Genomic DNA, 17,775 nt, shown 5'->3' with positions numbered 1-17,775 from the left:
GAGCTATATGCTAACTCCATTTAGGGGCTTTGCCCCAATGTACAAACAAAATAACCTCAGCTAAGTCAGATTAACGACTTGGCTGAGGCTATTTGTTCTTCTAGGCTTTCATGTTCACTGTAGCTTGCTCAGCTTGCTGATGCTCTAAGGATTCGCTTAACCGCTCTTTACTCATGAGAAACGCCGCGATAACAGCCAAGGCTGTTGGAATGAGTGCCCACATGAACGTATACGTAATCGAAGAAGATAAGCCTGCTGTTATTTTGTCTAAAACCGGGGCTGGTATTTGAGCGCGCATGTCAGGTGCTAGAAGCACTCGTGGATCACTGAATGCAGGATTATCTGACATGGCACCTTGCCCGCTCGATGCGAAAATATTTTTGAGCTCCGCTGTGAAGTTATTCCGCTGTAGAATGCCGAAAAGCGTGATCCCCAACGTCATACCTAGGGAGCGAATGAAAGAAACTGTCGCATTCACTGAACCGCGCTGCGCAGGCTCAAAGTGATGAATGGACGAATTACCAAGCACGGAGAAGCTGGCTCCGATACCCACGCCTACGACGATCATGCATAGCGTAACGAACCAACGGCTTGTATCTGGCTGCAATTGGGTAAGCATAACCATTCCGATAGCAAGGACCACAACGAAGATCATCATGATGCTGCGGTACCTCATTTTATTCATCAAGAAACCGCCGCCCACGGCTGAGAATACGGAACCTACCATCATAGGCAGGAGAACCAGACCTGAATTGGTTGCAGTTCCGCCAATTACACCTTGAATGTAAATTGGAATGTAAACGGAAGCGGTAATAAAGCCCATACCACTTAACAAACCAAGTGCATTACTCGTTGTAAACAAACGTACTTTGAACATCGGAAATGAAATGATAGGCTCAATGACTCTTCTCTCAATCACAGCAAAAGATATCGCTAGTATCGCGAAAGCCGCAAATAAGCTGATAATTAAAGTGGAATCCCACGCATATTTATTACCTCCAAGTTCAAGAGCGAACATGAGGCTGACAACAGCACCAACAAGGGTAACCGCGCCCCACCAATCAATCTTTTGCTTCGTATGAATCGGTGATTCCTTGTAAAAGGTCGCGATAAAAATCAATGCCAAGACACCAAGTGGAATGTTAACGTAAAATACCCAATGCCAGTTAATATAATCTGTGATATACGCTCCTAACAAAGGTCCAAAAATACTAGAAAGACCGAAAACAGCTCCGAATAACCCGCCCAATTTGCCGCGTTGTTCAACAGGTACTGTGTCAAACATAATGGTAAAAGCAATTGGAATCAACGCTCCGCCGCCAATCCCTTGGATCGCGCGATAAATACTAAGCTGCACAATGCTTTGCGCAGTGCCACACAGCATGGAAGCACACAAGAATACTATCAAGCCAAATATAAAAAATCGCTTGCGCCCAAACATATCGGAAAGTTTCCCGAAGATCGGCATCCCCGCCATTTCAGCCACCATATAGGCAGAAGTTACCCAAACAAACTTATCCAGTCCGCCTAGATCACCTACGATGGTTCCCATCGCCGTGGCAACAATCGTGTTATCCATCGAGGCCATCAACATGGCCAAAAGCAAACCTGCTAAGACAAAACCTACTTTGTTCTCTTTACTTGTCATTCGTACACATTCCTTTACCGTTCTTTTTGTAAGTTACCTAATTACTGAACTCCCTTAATCCTCTAAACCTTACGCGATTCCTTCACAATAGCGCCTTTCTTTTTCTCCAAATGCACCTTATATTCGACCAAATCGACTTCGCAGCCAGGACCTATGACAACTTGGTTGCCACGAACAACCTTAGCTTTCGTATGCTCCAAGTAAATGTCGTCGCCTTCAATAATCCCAGCTGTTACCGCGGCATGCGATGAGGGTCTGAAGAAGAGACTTAACGGATGAAGCAAGCTCGCTTTGCGAATTCTTATTTTCTCTCCGCCGATTTCCTTCGCTGATGAATCTTGGAACAGTCTGATGTCAATCTCGCCAGCGTTAAGTAAACCACCTACATCAAACAACCCTTTAAGCTTAAATACTTCCACTTCGCAATCACCGCCGGCTGCAACTTGACCCTTGAAATCGATCTTATTGCCTTGCAAATGACCTTTCACTTCCATGGTCCCTGATCCAGTTAACACGCCAATATCCGCATCACCGCTGATACTTACCGTACCGGAATTTTTCATTGTATCGCTTTGAGCATTTCCTGCCATTGAAAATGTCCCAACGATGCCAATATGACCAGCCTGCAGTTCGCCATCCATCTCAAGCGTACCCATACATTTAAGATGACGGCACTGCGTATCACCTTCAATGATGCCTTCACCGACAATTTTCACGCGATCATACAGGCCTCCCGCCGCGGTTGAACTGCCTGTTATGTTCAGATTACTTTTTGCCGATCGTATGTTCGTATCTGATCCCATTGTACATCATCTCCTCCTCGTTGCGCTACACTTTTTCACTATGTTTTACTTTCGATCTTTTATCTTGAACTAGCTTCGACGTGTACTCGATCCGTCCAATTTCGCACCCAGGCCCAATGGTAATCTGCTGCCCTCTAACGACATCCGCGGTTGTGTACTCTAGATAAATATGATCCCCTTCAATCGTCTGGGCAGTTAATTGGTTTCCAATCGCAAGCGGCAGAATCTTCAACCATCGCGCCAAATCTATCCCTGCTTGTTTACGAATTTGAATCCGTTCTCCACCGATTTCACCAATTTTGCAGTATCCGTGTAAAGTTATGAGTATCGTATCCGCATTAAGCGTTCCTACTTGCAGTCTACCGTTCGCAGTGAATTTCTCCGCCTCGCAATTACCCGTAATCGAAGTATAGCCGTTGATTTCAAGGTTCTCCCCAGCAAAATGACCTTCGATCTTCGCCCTGCCATAAATACGTGCACGCTTCGATTTCAGATCTCCTTGAATGGTTAACGTCCCTTTCATCTCTGTTGTTTCCGTAGAAATGTTACCGTTCACTTCCGCTCTGCCATTCACGTTAAAATCAGTACAAGTGACGTCACCATCGATCCGTCCTAAGCCTTCAATTTTGGCAACCTGAAAGTTCCCTCCATTGCAAGAACCTATCCCAGAAATGCTCAAATTCCGCTTACTTCCTATAGCCACCCTCTCCACCCCCTCACATTGTTGTAAATTTCAACTTCAATTCTTCAATTTTCTTCGCTACTTGTATACGAAATACGACCTTTACGCGTGGCTCAACGTACAATTCACTCCCTGTTGATATCAGTAAGAACAACGTTAGCCCCATCTTCCGTATAAAAACCAAATCACATGGCTTATCCTCGAACTTGCCATACTGTTCAACCATCGTCAGAAGCAGCTGTTTCCCTTCATCAAGACTCATTTCACCTGATTGCAAACACCCATCAAGGAGAAATAAAAATAGTGTCTGTTCAAAGCTGTACACAGTTAGCGAACCCATTAGTGGGGAAGCAAACGCCAAAGTCTCCATCGAAACAATGTTTCGTTTCATCAACTCTACTTTATCTATTTGCAGATCACTTGGTACCGTCGAAAAAACATCCGCTAATTCATCCAACGATAAGTCATCTTTCATATTCAAAATTTTATCGATACGAGCGAGCATCTGTCCTTTCGGAAAAAACGTCTCCTGCCCCGTAAATGCTGACTTCCGGATAAACCATTCCTCTGGAACTAAATTTTTACGCTTCCAGCGGTATAATTGTCCATAGGATATGCCTGTTAGCTCTAATAGCTCTTTCTTCGAAATCAAATCCTCTTCCACCGTACATCCCTCCTCCGTATAATCAATGTAACATAACATTGTTACGTTGTAAATCAGCCTTGAGACTGATCAGAAACATCCCTTCACTCAAAAGCCGGCTGACTCCATTTCCAATCTGAGCCTTAGGGATAGTCTCCATAGCGAGATTCTACCGGCACTATCCCTTTCACTCAGAATGCGACTCACTCCACATCTAACCTGAGCCTCGGGGATAGTCATTAGAGGTCTATCGATAGGCATTTCCTGTTCCGCCTCGGCGCAAAGCAAAGAACCCGTCCGACCTAGAAACAGGCCGAACAGGTTCTTTTTATATCACTCTCAAGCGTGAGAGTCATTTTGCAACTTTTAGAATACAAAATCATCATCCGTCAAAGCTTCAACGTGGATCGTGCGCACGTACCCGTTTCCTTTTTTGGAAAAGAAGTCATGCTGTTTCGTCTTCGTGCTCAGACCGTTCAGTACGATTGGGTTGATTTCCTCTTCCGGAAACATAGGATCAACACCTAGGTTCATGAACGCTTTATTCGCGTTATAGCGCAAGAATGATTTCACGTCATCTGCCAGACCTAGCGGTCCGTATAGACTTTCTGTGTAACCCTCTTCATTAGCATGAAGCTCCTTGAGCAGACCACATAACGTCTCGTACGCTTCATCCTGCTCAGCAGGACTGAGCTCCGCGTAAACCTCTTGTGCTAGCACGCCGATGTATAACCCGTGGATACTCTCATCACGAAGAATCAAGTCGATGATTTCGCCGCTGCTCGTCATTTTACCCTGCCCAGCCAAATACAACGGATAGTAGAAACCACTATAGAACAAATAGCTTTCGAGTAAAACCGATGAAGCCATCGCGAGATACAGCTCTTTATTCGTTGTAATATTTTCATAGTAATGTGAAATTTTGTTCGCCTTAAATTGCAAGTGTGGATTACGCTCCACCCATTGGAATAGCTCGTTGATCTCTTCTGTCGTAGATAGCGTTGTAAAAATCGAACTATACGACTTCGCGTGAATCTGCTCCATCATCCCCATGAAGCTAAGCACAGCTTTGCGCTGCAGTCCATCCACATGCTCAAGAATCTTCGGCATCCCGACGCCGCCTTGCATCGTATCGAGCAAAGTCAGACCGCCGAGTACTTTCATATAGAGCTCACGCTCAACAGGGCTTAGTGTAATCCAAGACATTTTATCGTCAGACAGCGGAATTTCTTCATCTGTCCAGAATTGCATAATATTTTGATTCCAGAACGTTATCGTAAAATCATCATCAGGACGGTTCCAATTCACCGCTTTTTTGACAATTGGCTTGTTCACAGTTGGTGCACTTGTCATGTATGGATATCCCCTTCCAACTTATACGGAGCAGCTTACACATTCCTCAACAGACAGTTGATTGGTTCGTGTGTAGTAAAGCGATTTAAGTCCTTTATGTGCCGCATACAGGTATAATTTAGCAAGTTGTCTTGTTGAAACATCACTGTTTACGTGTAAAATCGTCGAGATCCCTTGATCCACATGGGTTTGAATCTCCGAAATCAGATCAAGAATCTTGAATTGATCCATTTGATACGCGGATTTGTAGTAAAAGAAATTGTCACGCGCCATGAATGGCATCGGGTAATACGTTGTTGAGTTCGCATAGGTACGCGTCTCAATCGGTTCAACAATCGGCATTACGCTGGAAGTTGAGTTTTGGATATAGGAAATACTTTGCGTTGGCGCGATAGCAAGACGGTACGCATGGTATAAGCCATGTTTTTGTACTTGCTCAGAGAGCGCGCTCCAGTCGCTTGGCGATGGAACTGGCATGCCTTCGAATAGTGCTTTCACTTTATCCGTCACAGGACGGTAATCTATCGCAATATAACGGTCAAAATAGTTGCCATTCGCATACTCGGACTGCTCAAAGCCTTCAAATTTTTGACCTGATGCCTTAGCAATCTCCATACTTTTTTCGATGGAATAGAAATTCATTGCCGCGAAGAAGCTGCGAACGAAATCCTTCGCTTCGTCACTTTCGTAGGCAATTTTGTTTTTGGACAAGTAGCCGTGCAGATTCATAACACCAAGACCAACGGAATGCAGCTCACGGTTCGCTTTAGCGACACCTGGTGCATTGCTAATCGTTGTCATGTCTGTCACAGACGTTAAGGCGATCATGCCTTCATGTACGGTTTCGCGCAGCTTTTTACGATCCATTACATTGGCAATGTTCATGGAAGCTAGGTTACAGCTGATATCACGAAGAATTGTATCTTCTTGGCCGTAATCCGTAATTTCTGATGTTTCTTGCAGTTGGAAAATTTCCGTACAGAGATTGGACATTTTGATTGTCCCGATCCCTTTCAGGGCATGATCTTTATTCGCATTCGTGCGATTCATGATATATGGATAGCCGGATTCCAGCTGTGTAGTCGCTATTTTGGTTAACATGTCGCGTGCGCTCATGACAACCTTTTTTCTAACTTTCGGGTTCGCTAGCAGTTCATCGTACATTTCGTCTAAATCTAAATCATCTAAATGCTTGCCATAAGCTTGAAGCACGGTATAAGGCGCAAAAATATGTAGAGGTTTGTTCTCCTCCGCCAACTTGTAAAACTTATTAGGAACAATAAGTCCGATGGAAAGAGTTTTCAAACGGGATTTCTCATCCGCATTGATTTTCTTGCTGTCTAGGAACTCCATAACGTCCCAGCCAAAAATATTGTAATACGCTGCGCCTGAACCCTTGCGTTGACCCATTTGATCCGCATACGAGAACGCATCTTCCATAAGTTTAAGAACTGGAATAATCCCTTTTGCCGCTCCCTCAACGCCTTTAATCGTTTCACCGCGCCCGCGAAGCTTCGATAAATTCACGGCAACACCGCCGCCAATTTTGGAAAGCTGCATGCACGTTGCTAGTACATAGTTGATTGAGTTTAGCGAGTCATCCATTTCTAGCAAGAAACAGGAAACCAATTCACCACGGCGACTTTTCCCCGCGTTCAGGAATGTCGGTGTCGCTGGCTGCAAACGTTGCTCCATCATTGATAAGGCAAGAACTCGTGCTGTTTCTACGTTTCCGCGCCCTAAGTACAAAGCCACAATCGCTACGCGGTCTGGGAAATGCTCTAAATAGGACTTCTTATCATCACTGCGCATCGCGTAATCCGTATAAAATTTGGAAGCCGCCATGTAGGAAGCGAACTCGAATTGATTGTCGTGTGCCACTTGGTAGACGCTGTCTACTTCAGCTTCTGTGTAGTTCTCATAGACGTTCTCGTAGAAGTTATTCTCGATCATATAACGAACCTTCGAAGAGGTGTCGGGGAATGTGAGGCTCTTACTGTGGACTTCCTGCATGAAGACTTCAACAGCTTCTTTATCCTTCTCTAATTGGAAAAAACCATCCGTGCCGCGTTGCATTAATTCATTATTAAGTTCAATGTGCCGCAATTGCTTGTACCCCCTGAACGAATCGTTCTACATCATTTTTGGTGCCTGATAATTCAAATTTACTTAAAACAGGAACATCGTAGAGCGCGGAGATCGTATCTGCGCTTTTGGCGAAGCCATCTCCCCAATTGCGGTTTCCGCTCGCTGCTACCCCTTGTAGACGAGAAGAGTTACTTTCTAGGAAAGAAGCTACCTTGGGTGGAATTTGTCCAAAACCGGTTGTATACGTAACAAGCACAAAAGGCTCGTCCATTGTCATTGCGTCCTCAATTTGTACCGCGGGCATTTGGAGCTTCGCGATAAATCGGCGAACATTCCCAGTTTTTGAATCGTAAGCAATCAACATAGCTTCCGTCTCCCATCATTCTCAATTCTCTCTATCTTGCACTGTCACTTGCAGGGTAACCTATATGTAGTGAACACACGAATTCTAGCGTCTGTCTCACGTAGGTAATACTACCTTCAATCGACAGAATCTGCATTTCCCTAATAACTCCGTATGCGATCAAAAAAGCTGAAAACCTGCGGTTTACCTTGGTTTCTGGCGCTATTTTGCCTGAAAGCTAGCAATCTCGCAATGCGCTTTTTATCACGACATCTAGTTGATAGATTCAAATTTATATCAATATATTGTGTTTGTCAACGAGCAATACGGCCTATTGACACACCAAAAACACCTAAACCTAGACGGGGCGTGGCTCTATAGGTTTACAAAATATTTTTTTAATTTTTACTTGATTTTTTCGAATTTGTCGATCTACCTAGGACGATTATCCCCCACTAGATCTAGATGCAATGCTTGCCTAAATTAACGTCCCTAAACCTGCTCAGAGACCCATAGACGCTTCCAAAGCCCTCCGGCGATAACTCATGCCTCCAAGCAAAAAAAAGCTATTCACAAGCACACGAGGGTGCCAGGAATAGCTCGTTTGTTTTTTAGCTATTGCGTTGTTGGAAATCCGTCATGAATTCAGCTAGTGCTTTACAGGACGTGTAAGGTACAGCGTTATACGTAGAAGCACGTAATCCGCCAACACTACGGTGACCCTTCAAACCTACAAAAACTTGTTGTTCTGTTTCTTTAATGAACTTCTTCTCCAGCTCTTCATCCTGCAAGCGGAATGTAATGTTCATTGTCGAACGGCTGCCTAGATCCACAGGTCCGCGGTAGAAACCGTTACTGTTATCAATCGCGCTATAGATAAGGCCTGACTTTTCAATATTATTTTTCTCAATAACCGTTAATCCGCCTTGCTCTTCAATCCATTTCAAAACAAGATTTACCATGTAGATCGAGTAGGCTGGCGGCGTATTGTAAAGGGAATTGTTTTTGCTATGCGTTTCGTAGCGCAGCATGGTCGGAATTGTTTTCGGCAGATCCTGTAACAAATCATCCTTGATAATCGCTACGGTTACACCTGAAGGTCCAAGGTTCTTCTGTGCGCCAGCATAAATCATGCTAAATTTCGACACATCGACTGGACGGCTCAGAATGTCACTTGACATGTCAGCGATCAATGGAACATTGCCTGTTTCCGGATAGCTTTGGAACTGAGCGCCTTCAATAGTCTCGTTGGAAGTGACATGCAAATAGGAAGAATTCGCAGGTAGGCTCAATCCACTCAAATCAGGGATTTTCATGAATTTCTGTTCCTTGGAGCTTGCGACTACGGCAACTTCACCGAACAGAGCAGCTTCTTGAACCGCTTTTTCAGCCCATGCGCCTGTAAGTACATAACTACCGACTTGACCAGCGCGCAAGAAATTCATAGGAATCATTGCAAATTGGGAGCTTGCCCCACCTTGCAAGAAAAGAATTTGGTAGCCAGCCGGAATACCGAAGATACGTTTCAATAATTCTTGTGTTTCATTGTGCACTTGCTCATATTCCGAACTACGGTGAGAAATTTCCATGATGGACATGCCAATACCTTTAAAATCAACAAACTCCTCTTGCGCTCTTTGAAGTACTTCGAGCGGTAACGCCGCAGGCCCTGCGTTAAAGTTATAGGCCCTGTTTCCCATGAGTGACCACACCTTTGCTTTTGTATTATGGCTATGATAGCAATATTCTGTTCAAGCATCAAGTAAAAACTCAAACCCTTTATACGAGACTTGATAGAATTCCCCTGTAAATCGCAACCATTTCATCCAGCTTCATGCGCACAAGGCCACTGGAAGAAGGACAAACATAATCAACAACACCTTCGACCATGGGATCCGGCTGACTCCCCCAGCTCATTCCCTTGCGACCGCTATACTGCTCGTAAACGCCCTTCCCCACGAAACAAACCACCTTAGGGCGATAGGTCTGAATCTTTTGTTTCAAAAGTAATCTGCCTTCCCGATACTCCTCTTTGGTGATTTCTGCTGCGGTTAGGGAAGGCCGTGCCACAATGTTTGTGAAGCCATAGCCGATATGAATCATATCGCCATCTTCCTGCGGCTTGTAGAGCCTAGGTGTTATTCCCGCCTGAAAGAGAATGCGATAGAACCGATTGTTCGGATTCGCATAATGATGTCCTGTTTGACCCGACCGAATGCTGGGGTTATAACCAACGAATAGGATTTGCAAATCCTTTCGAATATGATCTGAGATTGCCGCAAGCTCCAACTGCGCACCTCTTTCTATGTTAGATAAACTTCAAATTTTCGTATGATTTGCCAAGAACCGTTGTCGCATCCCCTTTTAACCAAGAGTCAATTACAGTATGATACACCGAGCGGAAATCCACTTCATATTTGAGATCCCCATTGTCCAAATGACTCAAGCTCGGATAGGCCCCGTATAGACCGCCTTTCACCTTCCCGCCAATAACGAACATTGGTGCCGCTGTTCCATGATCCGTTCCACCGCTTCCGTTCTCCTTCACACGACGACCGAACTCGGAGAACACCACCACTGCAACGCGATCCTGCAGCCCTTGTGCTTCTAGATCCTGATAAAAAGCGGTCAAACCCTCATCAACCTGCGTCAATGTTCGCTCGTGCATCAGTTTCTCATCGGCATGATCATCAAAGCCTCCTACTTGAACATTGAAAAGTCGTGTGCCTGACTTACCTGCTAACAGCTTCGTGACGACCTGCAAGTCTTTGGCGAAATTCGTATTGGGATAGGTCACTTTATTCGTATAAGCAGCGGAGAGCGATTGTATGGCTTCTACACTCTTGTACGCCTCGGATCCTCTCGCAGAAACCACGCGCAATTGTTCCAATGAATTCGAACCGCCATACATATCCAGAAAAGCTTTGGAGATTCTATTCTTGTCCAGATTAGCTGCTTTAGGATCAAATACATAGTAAGACTCTAGGGATTGAACGACTGGAAAACTGGATGTATCTGAAGCAAAAGCCTTACTTCCTGATGCCCCAATTTGAATGGCTTTAAGGGGATTGTTGTTGCTCTTCAGAGAAGCTTCCGCGTAACGTGCAAGCCAACCGCTTCGACTTAATTTGGCCGGCTCCGCCGTTTGCCAGATTTCCATAGAGCGGAAATGCGAGTGATTCGGCTCCGGATATCCGACTCCTTGTATAATCGCCATATGACCTAATTTATATAATGCGGCTAAGCCCTTGAGGCTTGGATGTAAGCCGACTTGGTGATCAAGCGCCAATACATCCTTCTGCTGGTAAGCAAGCGTGGGCCGAGCGTCATAGTAGGTACCTTGCCCATACGGAATCAGCGTATTGATCCCATCATTGCCACCGTTTAATTGTACAACGACAAGCACGGGGTCATCCACTTCAGAGCGTGAGCTTCCAGTAAAGAGGGAGCGACCCGTTTCTGTGAAAAGTGCACCGCCAAGCCCCAATGTAGCAAATAATGCTGTACCTTTTATAAGAAAATCTCTTCTCGTTAGCTTCACCTTGCTCCCTCCTCTATGTCATCTGAGCTTCTGGACTAATCAAAACAAGTTGCAGTAAGCCTCGCAGGCCTGCTGTTTGCTGTTTCGGTTGTTTCGTATGTACAAATGTGTCACTAGCATAGGAACTCAAGCTCTTCATAGTTTGCTCTGATAAAAGGGGAATCCCCATGCGAAGGGCCCACAGCTTTGCCCATTCCAAGGGTGAATCCGATTGCTCTGGTGTAAACTCGGCAGCGGTCAAGGACTGTCCATTCACTTGCTTGGCAATGCTCTCAGCGAATTGATACCTCGCTAGCAAGCAGTTCGTCGTGAGCCACGTGGCGCCCCCTCTCCAGCCTGCTACGTCTGGCGGCGAATAAAGCTCCTGTCCCATCTTCCGCATCGCTTGCGCATGCCCTTTGGCGACCGAGAGCTTACAGCATTTCAGGATGCCCGCTACATACTCGGCCGGTGTTTTGATCAGACTCATGCGATAGGTGTCCGCGTAGAATTCATCGGATAGGAAAAGCACTTGCAACACTTCCCCGATCGTTTGCTTCTTCGCAACAAGCTCGGATATCGATTGAACCCAGCTGTCTGGCGGCGTGTCCGCAGCAAAATAATTCAACAGCTTCGTGGCCAAGAACGTGGGCAATGATTGCTGATGAAATAAAACATCGATGACCTCATCCGCGCCAAACTTGCCGCTTTCACCTAAGATCATTTTCGAGTCGTTGTCATGCTGCTTGGCATTATACTGAATTTGGTGTTCGTTTTTGTTATATGCCCAACCTGTGAAAGCCCTCGCTGACTCTTTGACGTCCATTTCGGTATAGTGTCCGATCCCTAAGGTGAACAGCTCCATCACTTCTCGCGCATAATTCTCATTCGGCTTACCCTTCTTATTCTGGTTGACATCCAACCAGATCATCATCGCAGGGTCCTTGCCGACTTCGGTCAGCAGCTCTTTGAAATTGCCTAAGGCCAATTTACGAAACAGCTCATTTTGCCCCACCATGAGGGTCGTGTCCTTCACTTTATAGTTCGCCGTTGCAAAATGTCCATGCCAAAACAAGGTCATCTTCTCGATGAGCGGCGCTGGAGAGTTCACCATTCGATACAACCAGTACGTCTGCTGGTCCGCTAATTGGAGAGGATCCATCGCCTTCTTTCCATCTGCATGGAATTGGTCAAAAGGGACTAGCATTGGAGCATTCGTCAAAAGCGGCTCCCCTGCCACGAGACGTCGTACCGTTTCCTCCCGTCCAAGTGCCACACAAGCCGCTACTTCTTCCTTCGTCGAACCAAATCCCGCACGCAGCAACAGATGAACAACTTCCCTGTCCGTCCACTGGAATCCCATGATCTCCCCACCGTTCGTTTTTTCCATACTGTACCACATACATATGTCAAAAGTGTGTAGTCGGATGAATCCGGTTAACACGAAAAACCAAGCCAGGTGGCTTGGTTTGTAAGATGTACCGTTTGATGTATCAGTTGGCATACGAGCAGTTGTTTCGCCACTTATTTCGTTACACTTGCCGTTAGCTGCTGCGCAAGTCCTAGGAAAGATCGGACAACACGACGAACACGTAAATCTACATCCGGGTGGATATCCGCGAATGCCACATCCACGCGGAAGCTTTTGCGCTGGTCACCACCAATTGAAATCCATTCTGGGCAATTGATCCCGTGTAAATTACGAACTATGGTCTGCAGTTGCGTCAATGAGCTGACAGCAACAGCACCGCCGGCCGAGCTTACGGAAAGCACCGCTTTATTATTGAAATGATCCTGCCCGACATGATCGAGCGCATTTTTCAAAACTCCCGAAATTCCGCTATGATACTCCGGTGTCGCAAGAACGATCCCATCAGCCTCTAGCAAGGCATGTTTAAAACCCTCTAACGCCTGGTGACCACCATGGGTATCCTCAGGTGAATAAAAGGGAAGCGGCGTCCGGTATAGGTCGATAAGCGTTACATTATGTCCCTCCTGTACGGCGAGGTGCTTAATATATTCGGAGAGTCTTGTGCTTGTCGCAGCGCTATGGTTGCTTCCAGCAATGATCGTAATGTTCATTCACTTTCATCCTTCCTAAGCTAGTATGCATAGGAATATTATACCTGACTTTTCTTATCTGTCCACACTTATTTAGAATAATTATTAATAAATAGAAACTACATATAAAAAGAACTGCCCTCCTCATAGTTAGCTATGAAAAGGGCAGTTCTTCTATTGTTATGAAATAAGTGCTAAAGAATTAGCAATCGAAGTAAAGGTTGTACTCGTGCGGGTGAATACGGATTGCTACAGCTTTCGCTTCGCCACGTTTCAATTCGATGTAGTTATCGATGAAATCTTGTGTGAATACGCCGCCTTCAGTCAAGAATTCGGAATCTGCTGCAAGAGCATCCAAAGCTTCATCTAATGTACCAGGAACGCTGCGGATCTCAGCTTTCTCAGCATCTGACATTTCATAGATGTTCGTATCGAAAGGACCGTATCCAAGAGCACGTGGATCGATTTTCTTTTTGATACCGTCAAGACCAGCCATCAACATTGCCGCGAAAGCAAGGTATGGGTTAGCTGTGCTATCTGGTGTACGGAATTCAATACGACAACCTTTAGGTGTCACAGCTGCGATTGGAATACGAACTGCTGCAGAACGGTTACCTTTGGAGAATACAAGGTTAACCGGTGCTTCGTAACCAGGAACTAGACGTTTGAAGGAGTTTGTACTTGGGTTCGTAAGTGCAATCAACGCTGGAGCGTGATACAAGATACCACCGATGTAGTTAATAGCCAATTCAGAAAGGTTTGCATATGCGCCTTTTTCGTAGAACAAAGGGTTACCTTCGTTGAAAATGGACATATGAACGTGCATTCCGCTACCGTTATCACCAAATAGTGGTTTCGGCATGAATGTTGCTACTTTACCATATTCTCTCGCTGTGTTAGCAACGATATACTTATATTTAAGAAGGTTATCTGCTGTTTTTGTCAAAGTGTCAAAACGGAAGTTGATTTCAGCTTGACCAGCTGTTGCTACTTCGTGGTGATGACGCTCAATGCGAAGACCCGCGTCAGCAAGTTTATTACACATTTCAGAACGGATATCTTGTTGGGAATCCATTGGAGCTACTGGAACGTAACCGCCTTTAACTGGCACTTTGTAACCAAGGTTACCGCCTTCTTCTTTACGCGCTGTGTTCCAACCAGCTTCTTCGGAGTCAACTTCGAAGTAAGATTTGTTCATACCATTTTCGAAACGTACATCATCAAAGATGAAGAATTCGGATTCTGGTGCGAAGAATGCAGTTGTACCTACACCCGTTGTTTGCAAATATTCTTCAGCCTTTTGAGCGATGCTACGTGGATCACGGTCATAACGGTCGCCTTCAGGTGTATGGATGTTGCTCATAATGATCAAAGTTGGGTGTGCTGTGAAAGGATCAATATACGCAGTTTCCGTATCTGGCATCATTACCATGTCAGATTGTTCAATACCACGGAATCCTGGGATGGAAGAACCGTCAAAAGCTACGCCATTTACGAATGTTTCTTCATCTACTTCTGTAGCTGGCAAAGAGATATGCTGCGCTTTACCGGAAAGACCAACGAAACGAAAATCTACCCACTCAATATTTTTTTCCTTGATAAGGTTCAACACGTTTTGAACTGACATTTAAAAAACCCTCCCATTTCCGTACATTCAACGTACTTTACATGATTAATGTTCAACTTTTGCTTGTTTTCTTTCACATATTATATAGCGATACTACTTTCACAGTCAATACTTATGTCAGGTATTTTTTATCGGAGTGTAAGCTATTCTTACACAATTTATCCACACTTCACATATATCCAAAAATAGGAAACGAGTTTCTCCGATTACGAAGAAACCCGTTCCCATCGAACCCTGCTTATTAAGCTAAAATCGCTTCTTTTTTCGTATCAAACTTCTTCCCAAGGAGTGGAGCCAGCTTCTCAAGGTCAGCAAGCAAATGTGCAAACTGATCTGGGAACAATGATTGTACGCCATCACCTGTCATGGAATTATCTGGATCTGTATGCATTTCGATGATTAAACCGTCAGCGCCTGCAGCAACAGATGCTTTGGTCATCGGAACAACTAATTCTCTGCGACCCGTTCCGTGACTTGGATCGGAAATCACTGGCAGATGGCTTAATTGTTTCAGCACTGGAATTGCTGATAAGTCTAACGTATTTCTTGTGTATGTCTCGAATGTACGGATTCCGCGCTCACATAGCATCACGTTTGGATTGCCTCCAGCGAGGATGTACTCAGCTGCGTTCAGGAATTCATCATACGTGGAGCTGAATCCGCGTTTGAGCAAGACTGGCGTTTGAATCGTTCCTAGCTTACGAAGCAAATCGAAGTTTTGCATATTACGCGTACCTACTTGAAGAATGTCAGCGTATTGCGCACAAACATCTACGTATTCCGGTGTCATGACTTCAGTAATTGTAAGAAGACCGTGCTTCTTCCCTGCTTCCGCCATCATGATCAAACCTTCAACCCCAACACCTTGGAAGCTGTAAGGACCTGTTCTTGGCTTAAAAGCACCGCCGCGAAGCACTTGCCCGCCAGCCGCCTTAACCAATCGAGCAATCTCGTCGATTTGCTCTGGTGTTTCAACCGCGCAAGGACCGCCCATAACGACAAGCTGCTCGCCGCCGATTTCAACGCCTTTGATGTTAATCACCGTATCCGCAGGATGGAAATCGCGGCTGGCTAATTTGTAGGACTTAGAAATTTTCACAACTTGCTCCACACCTGACATTTGACGAAGCTGCTCAGCTAATTTCGGATCGGCTTGACCGATGATGCCAATGACCGTACGATCTTCACCTTTGGATACGTGAGCTGTGACCCCTTGCTTTTCAATAAATTGTACGATTTCTTGAATACGTTCATCCGACGTTTTGTTCGATGTAATTGCGATCATGTGATCCACGCTCCTAATTCGTTTATATGTTATTTTATGTTATTATTTCACTTACACGCTTCAACGCTTGTTCGCTTCTACGCTTTTAATCACTAAAGTAAATATACAACGCTTGACGATATTTCGTCAAGCGCTAATTTATTTACTTATTCATTTGTCTCCGAAGATGTTAACTGATCCTTACGGAGTCTACGTTTCTCTTTGCGACGATTCGTGTGATATTTGAGGAGCAGCATAACTGGGAAATACGCGACGAGGCCAAGGACCAAACCAACTACCATACCGCCAACAATTAAATCTAAACCACTTCTTATGATATTAGAAAGAAGATGCGGCAAATGATGAATCAGGTAGTACTTGAAATGCTTCGGTACTAACGCTTCCCCCACCTGTTTGTTCAGAATAGACATAGGGATATAAATGACTTTCCCGAACACAAAGCCAATCAATGCCGCGGCAAAGTTAGCTCTTAGAAGATAAACTAATGGGAAAATAAGGACAAACGCGAACCCCGCTGTTGGCAATGTGAACATCTCCACAAATAAGCCTACGGAAAAGCCTCGAGCAACCATGGATGGACCACCCTTGGCCCGCAAAAGCAGCAAATATTTGTATCTAAACCAACGCTTGGTACTTCTCCAATCGTAGCGAGCTTTCATTATTTTCACCTTCTGAGTACTTTGCATGCTAGTTCAATCCCGTCGAGTAGAATAAGCAGGAATTACACGTGACTTGCTGCTTTAGATTTAACAGTGGGAATAAGTTTCTTCATATTAATAGTACGTTTGATTTCCCAACTGGTTTCATCTTTCGCATCATAGTTTTCTAAAAAAGTAATAACTTCTTTCGTAATTGGGGTTGGTGTTGATGCACCTGATGTGACCCCTACTTTACGCACGTTCGCCAACCATTCCAGCTTCAATTCGGAGACATCCGAAATACGATAAGCCATAACTCCCGCAATCTCTTGCGAGACCTGTGCTAAGCGATTCGAATTGTTACTTTTGGGATCTCCCACGACAACAACGAGGTCTACTTCTTTCGCTTGTTCTGCGACAGCTTCTTGCCGAACTTGCGTAGCCAAACAAATCTCATTATGAATTTCAGCTTTAGGGAAAAGGGACAATAACTTATTCATGATATGCTTAATATCCCATTGACTCATGGTTGTTTGGTTCGTAATGATGATTCGATTAGACTTAAGCTGCAGAGCTTCAGCTTCCTCCAGCTTTTCAATCAGATGTACGTGTTCAGGGGCTACACCGATAGCGCCTTCTGGCTCTGGATGCCCCTTTTTGCCAATATAAATAATCTCGTAGCCGTCCGCGACTTTCTCGCGAATCAGATCATGGGTCTTCGTTACATCTGGACACGTGGCATCAACGACCGTCAAGCCTTTGTCACGTGCCATTCGTCTTACTTCTGGGGAAACACCGTGCGCGGTAAAAATGACGGTCCCTGTTTCGACTTGGGACAATATCTCGAGACGATTGTCTCCATCGAGTGTAATAACGCCTTCTTCTTTGAAGAATTCCGTCACATGTGCATTATGAACAATCATCCCTAAGATATATATAGGTCTGGGAAGATTTAAATTTTTCGCAGTTTGCATAGCAAGTGCCATAGCATCAACAACCCCATAACAGTAACCTCTGGGGGATATTCGAACAACTTCCATTTCTTCCACCTGCCTAGCCATTTGTTTTTCTTCTAATTATATCT

The 17,775-nt window shown here is 44.9% G+C and carries 16 protein-coding genes; all 16 read right to left on the bottom strand.

Translation table 11 applies throughout. The features are described 5' to 3' along the window. Positions 1-100: 100 nt before the first annotated feature. The 16 genes from A8709_RS32505 to A8709_RS32430 all read right to left on the bottom strand — a co-directional run bounded on the left by A8709_RS32505 (position 101) and on the right by A8709_RS32430 (position 17,731). Positions 101-1,648, bottom strand: coding sequence for an MDR family MFS transporter (locus A8709_RS32505; protein WP_065859134.1), 1,548 nt, complete (start codon positions 1,646-1,648; stop codon positions 101-103). A gap of 62 nt (positions 1,649-1,710) precedes the next feature. After that, a complete protein-coding gene (locus A8709_RS32500) occupies positions 1,711-2,451 on the bottom strand; it encodes a hypothetical protein (protein ID WP_065859133.1) in 741 nt (246 codons plus the stop codon). Between the two features lie 25 nt (positions 2,452-2,476). Then, complete coding sequence (locus A8709_RS32495; RefSeq protein WP_084225705.1) at positions 2,477-3,154, bottom strand: polymer-forming cytoskeletal protein; 678 nt, start codon at positions 3,152-3,154, stop codon at positions 2,477-2,479. 13 nt (positions 3,155-3,167) lie between these two features. Further along, a complete protein-coding gene (locus tag A8709_RS32490; protein WP_208607783.1) occupies positions 3,168-3,797 on the bottom strand; it encodes a YhbD family protein in 630 nt (209 codons plus the stop codon). 345 nt (positions 3,798-4,142) lie between these two features. Then, positions 4,143-5,129 carry a class 1b ribonucleoside-diphosphate reductase subunit beta gene (gene nrdF, locus A8709_RS32485; RefSeq protein ID WP_065859129.1) on the bottom strand — a complete coding sequence of 329 codons (987 nt, stop codon included), beginning with the start codon at positions 5,127-5,129 and terminating at the stop codon, positions 4,143-4,145. A 21-nt stretch (positions 5,130-5,150) separates the two neighbouring features. After that, complete coding sequence (nrdE, locus tag A8709_RS32480) at positions 5,151-7,235, bottom strand: class 1b ribonucleoside-diphosphate reductase subunit alpha (RefSeq protein WP_065859126.1); 2,085 nt, start codon at positions 7,233-7,235, stop codon at positions 5,151-5,153. Next, positions 7,222-7,581 carry a class Ib ribonucleoside-diphosphate reductase assembly flavoprotein NrdI gene (gene nrdI, locus A8709_RS32475; protein WP_065859124.1) on the bottom strand — a complete coding sequence of 120 codons (360 nt, stop codon included), beginning with the start codon at positions 7,579-7,581 and terminating at the stop codon, positions 7,222-7,224. Before nrdI ends, nrdE begins: the two co-directional genes overlap by 14 nt. Before the next feature lie 590 nt (positions 7,582-8,171). Then, on the bottom strand, positions 8,172-9,260 hold the full coding sequence (gene serC / locus A8709_RS32470; protein ID WP_065859122.1) for a 3-phosphoserine/phosphohydroxythreonine transaminase: 1,089 nt from the start codon (positions 9,258-9,260) through the stop codon (positions 8,172-8,174). Between the two features lie 79 nt (positions 9,261-9,339). After that, positions 9,340-9,849, bottom strand: a complete 510-nt coding sequence (locus A8709_RS32465; protein WP_065859120.1) for a mismatch-specific DNA-glycosylase — start codon at positions 9,847-9,849, stop codon at positions 9,340-9,342. Positions 9,850-9,868: 19 nt separating this feature from the next. Next, positions 9,869-11,101, bottom strand: coding sequence for a DUF1501 domain-containing protein (locus tag A8709_RS32460; protein WP_065859118.1), 1,233 nt, complete (start codon positions 11,099-11,101; stop codon positions 9,869-9,871). Positions 11,102-11,114: 13 nt separating this feature from the next. Then, a complete protein-coding gene (locus A8709_RS32455) occupies positions 11,115-12,470 on the bottom strand; it encodes a DUF1800 domain-containing protein (protein ID WP_244163374.1) in 1,356 nt (451 codons plus the stop codon). Between the two features lie 134 nt (positions 12,471-12,604). Continuing rightward, positions 12,605-13,162, bottom strand: coding sequence for an NADPH-dependent FMN reductase (locus A8709_RS32450; RefSeq protein WP_065859116.1), 558 nt, complete (start codon positions 13,160-13,162; stop codon positions 12,605-12,607). Positions 13,163-13,343: 181 nt separating this feature from the next. Further along, positions 13,344-14,768: a type I glutamate--ammonia ligase gene (gene glnA / locus A8709_RS32445; protein ID WP_065859114.1), complete on the bottom strand. Its 1,425-nt coding sequence runs from the start codon at positions 14,766-14,768 to the stop codon at positions 13,344-13,346. Between the two features lie 241 nt (positions 14,769-15,009). Further along, positions 15,010-16,053 (bottom strand): 3-deoxy-7-phosphoheptulonate synthase, encoded by a 1,044-nt coding sequence (gene aroF, locus A8709_RS32440; protein ID WP_065859112.1) that lies wholly within the window; start codon positions 16,051-16,053, stop codon positions 15,010-15,012. Positions 16,054-16,199: 146 nt separating this feature from the next. After that, positions 16,200-16,712, bottom strand: a complete 513-nt coding sequence (locus tag A8709_RS32435; RefSeq protein ID WP_244163373.1) for a DUF2062 domain-containing protein — start codon at positions 16,710-16,712, stop codon at positions 16,200-16,202. 62 nt (positions 16,713-16,774) lie between these two features. Beyond that, a complete protein-coding gene (locus A8709_RS32430) occupies positions 16,775-17,731 on the bottom strand; it encodes a 4-hydroxy-3-methylbut-2-enyl diphosphate reductase (protein ID WP_065859108.1) in 957 nt (318 codons plus the stop codon). Positions 17,732-17,775 lie beyond the last annotated feature (44 nt).

The organism is Paenibacillus pectinilyticus, assembly GCF_001700435.1.
Classification (GTDB): Bacteria; Bacillota; Bacilli; order Paenibacillales; family NBRC-103111; genus Paenibacillus_E; species Paenibacillus_E pectinilyticus.
The sequence above is the reverse complement of the archived record's forward strand: the minus strand, read 5'-3'. Positions and strand labels throughout refer to the sequence as shown.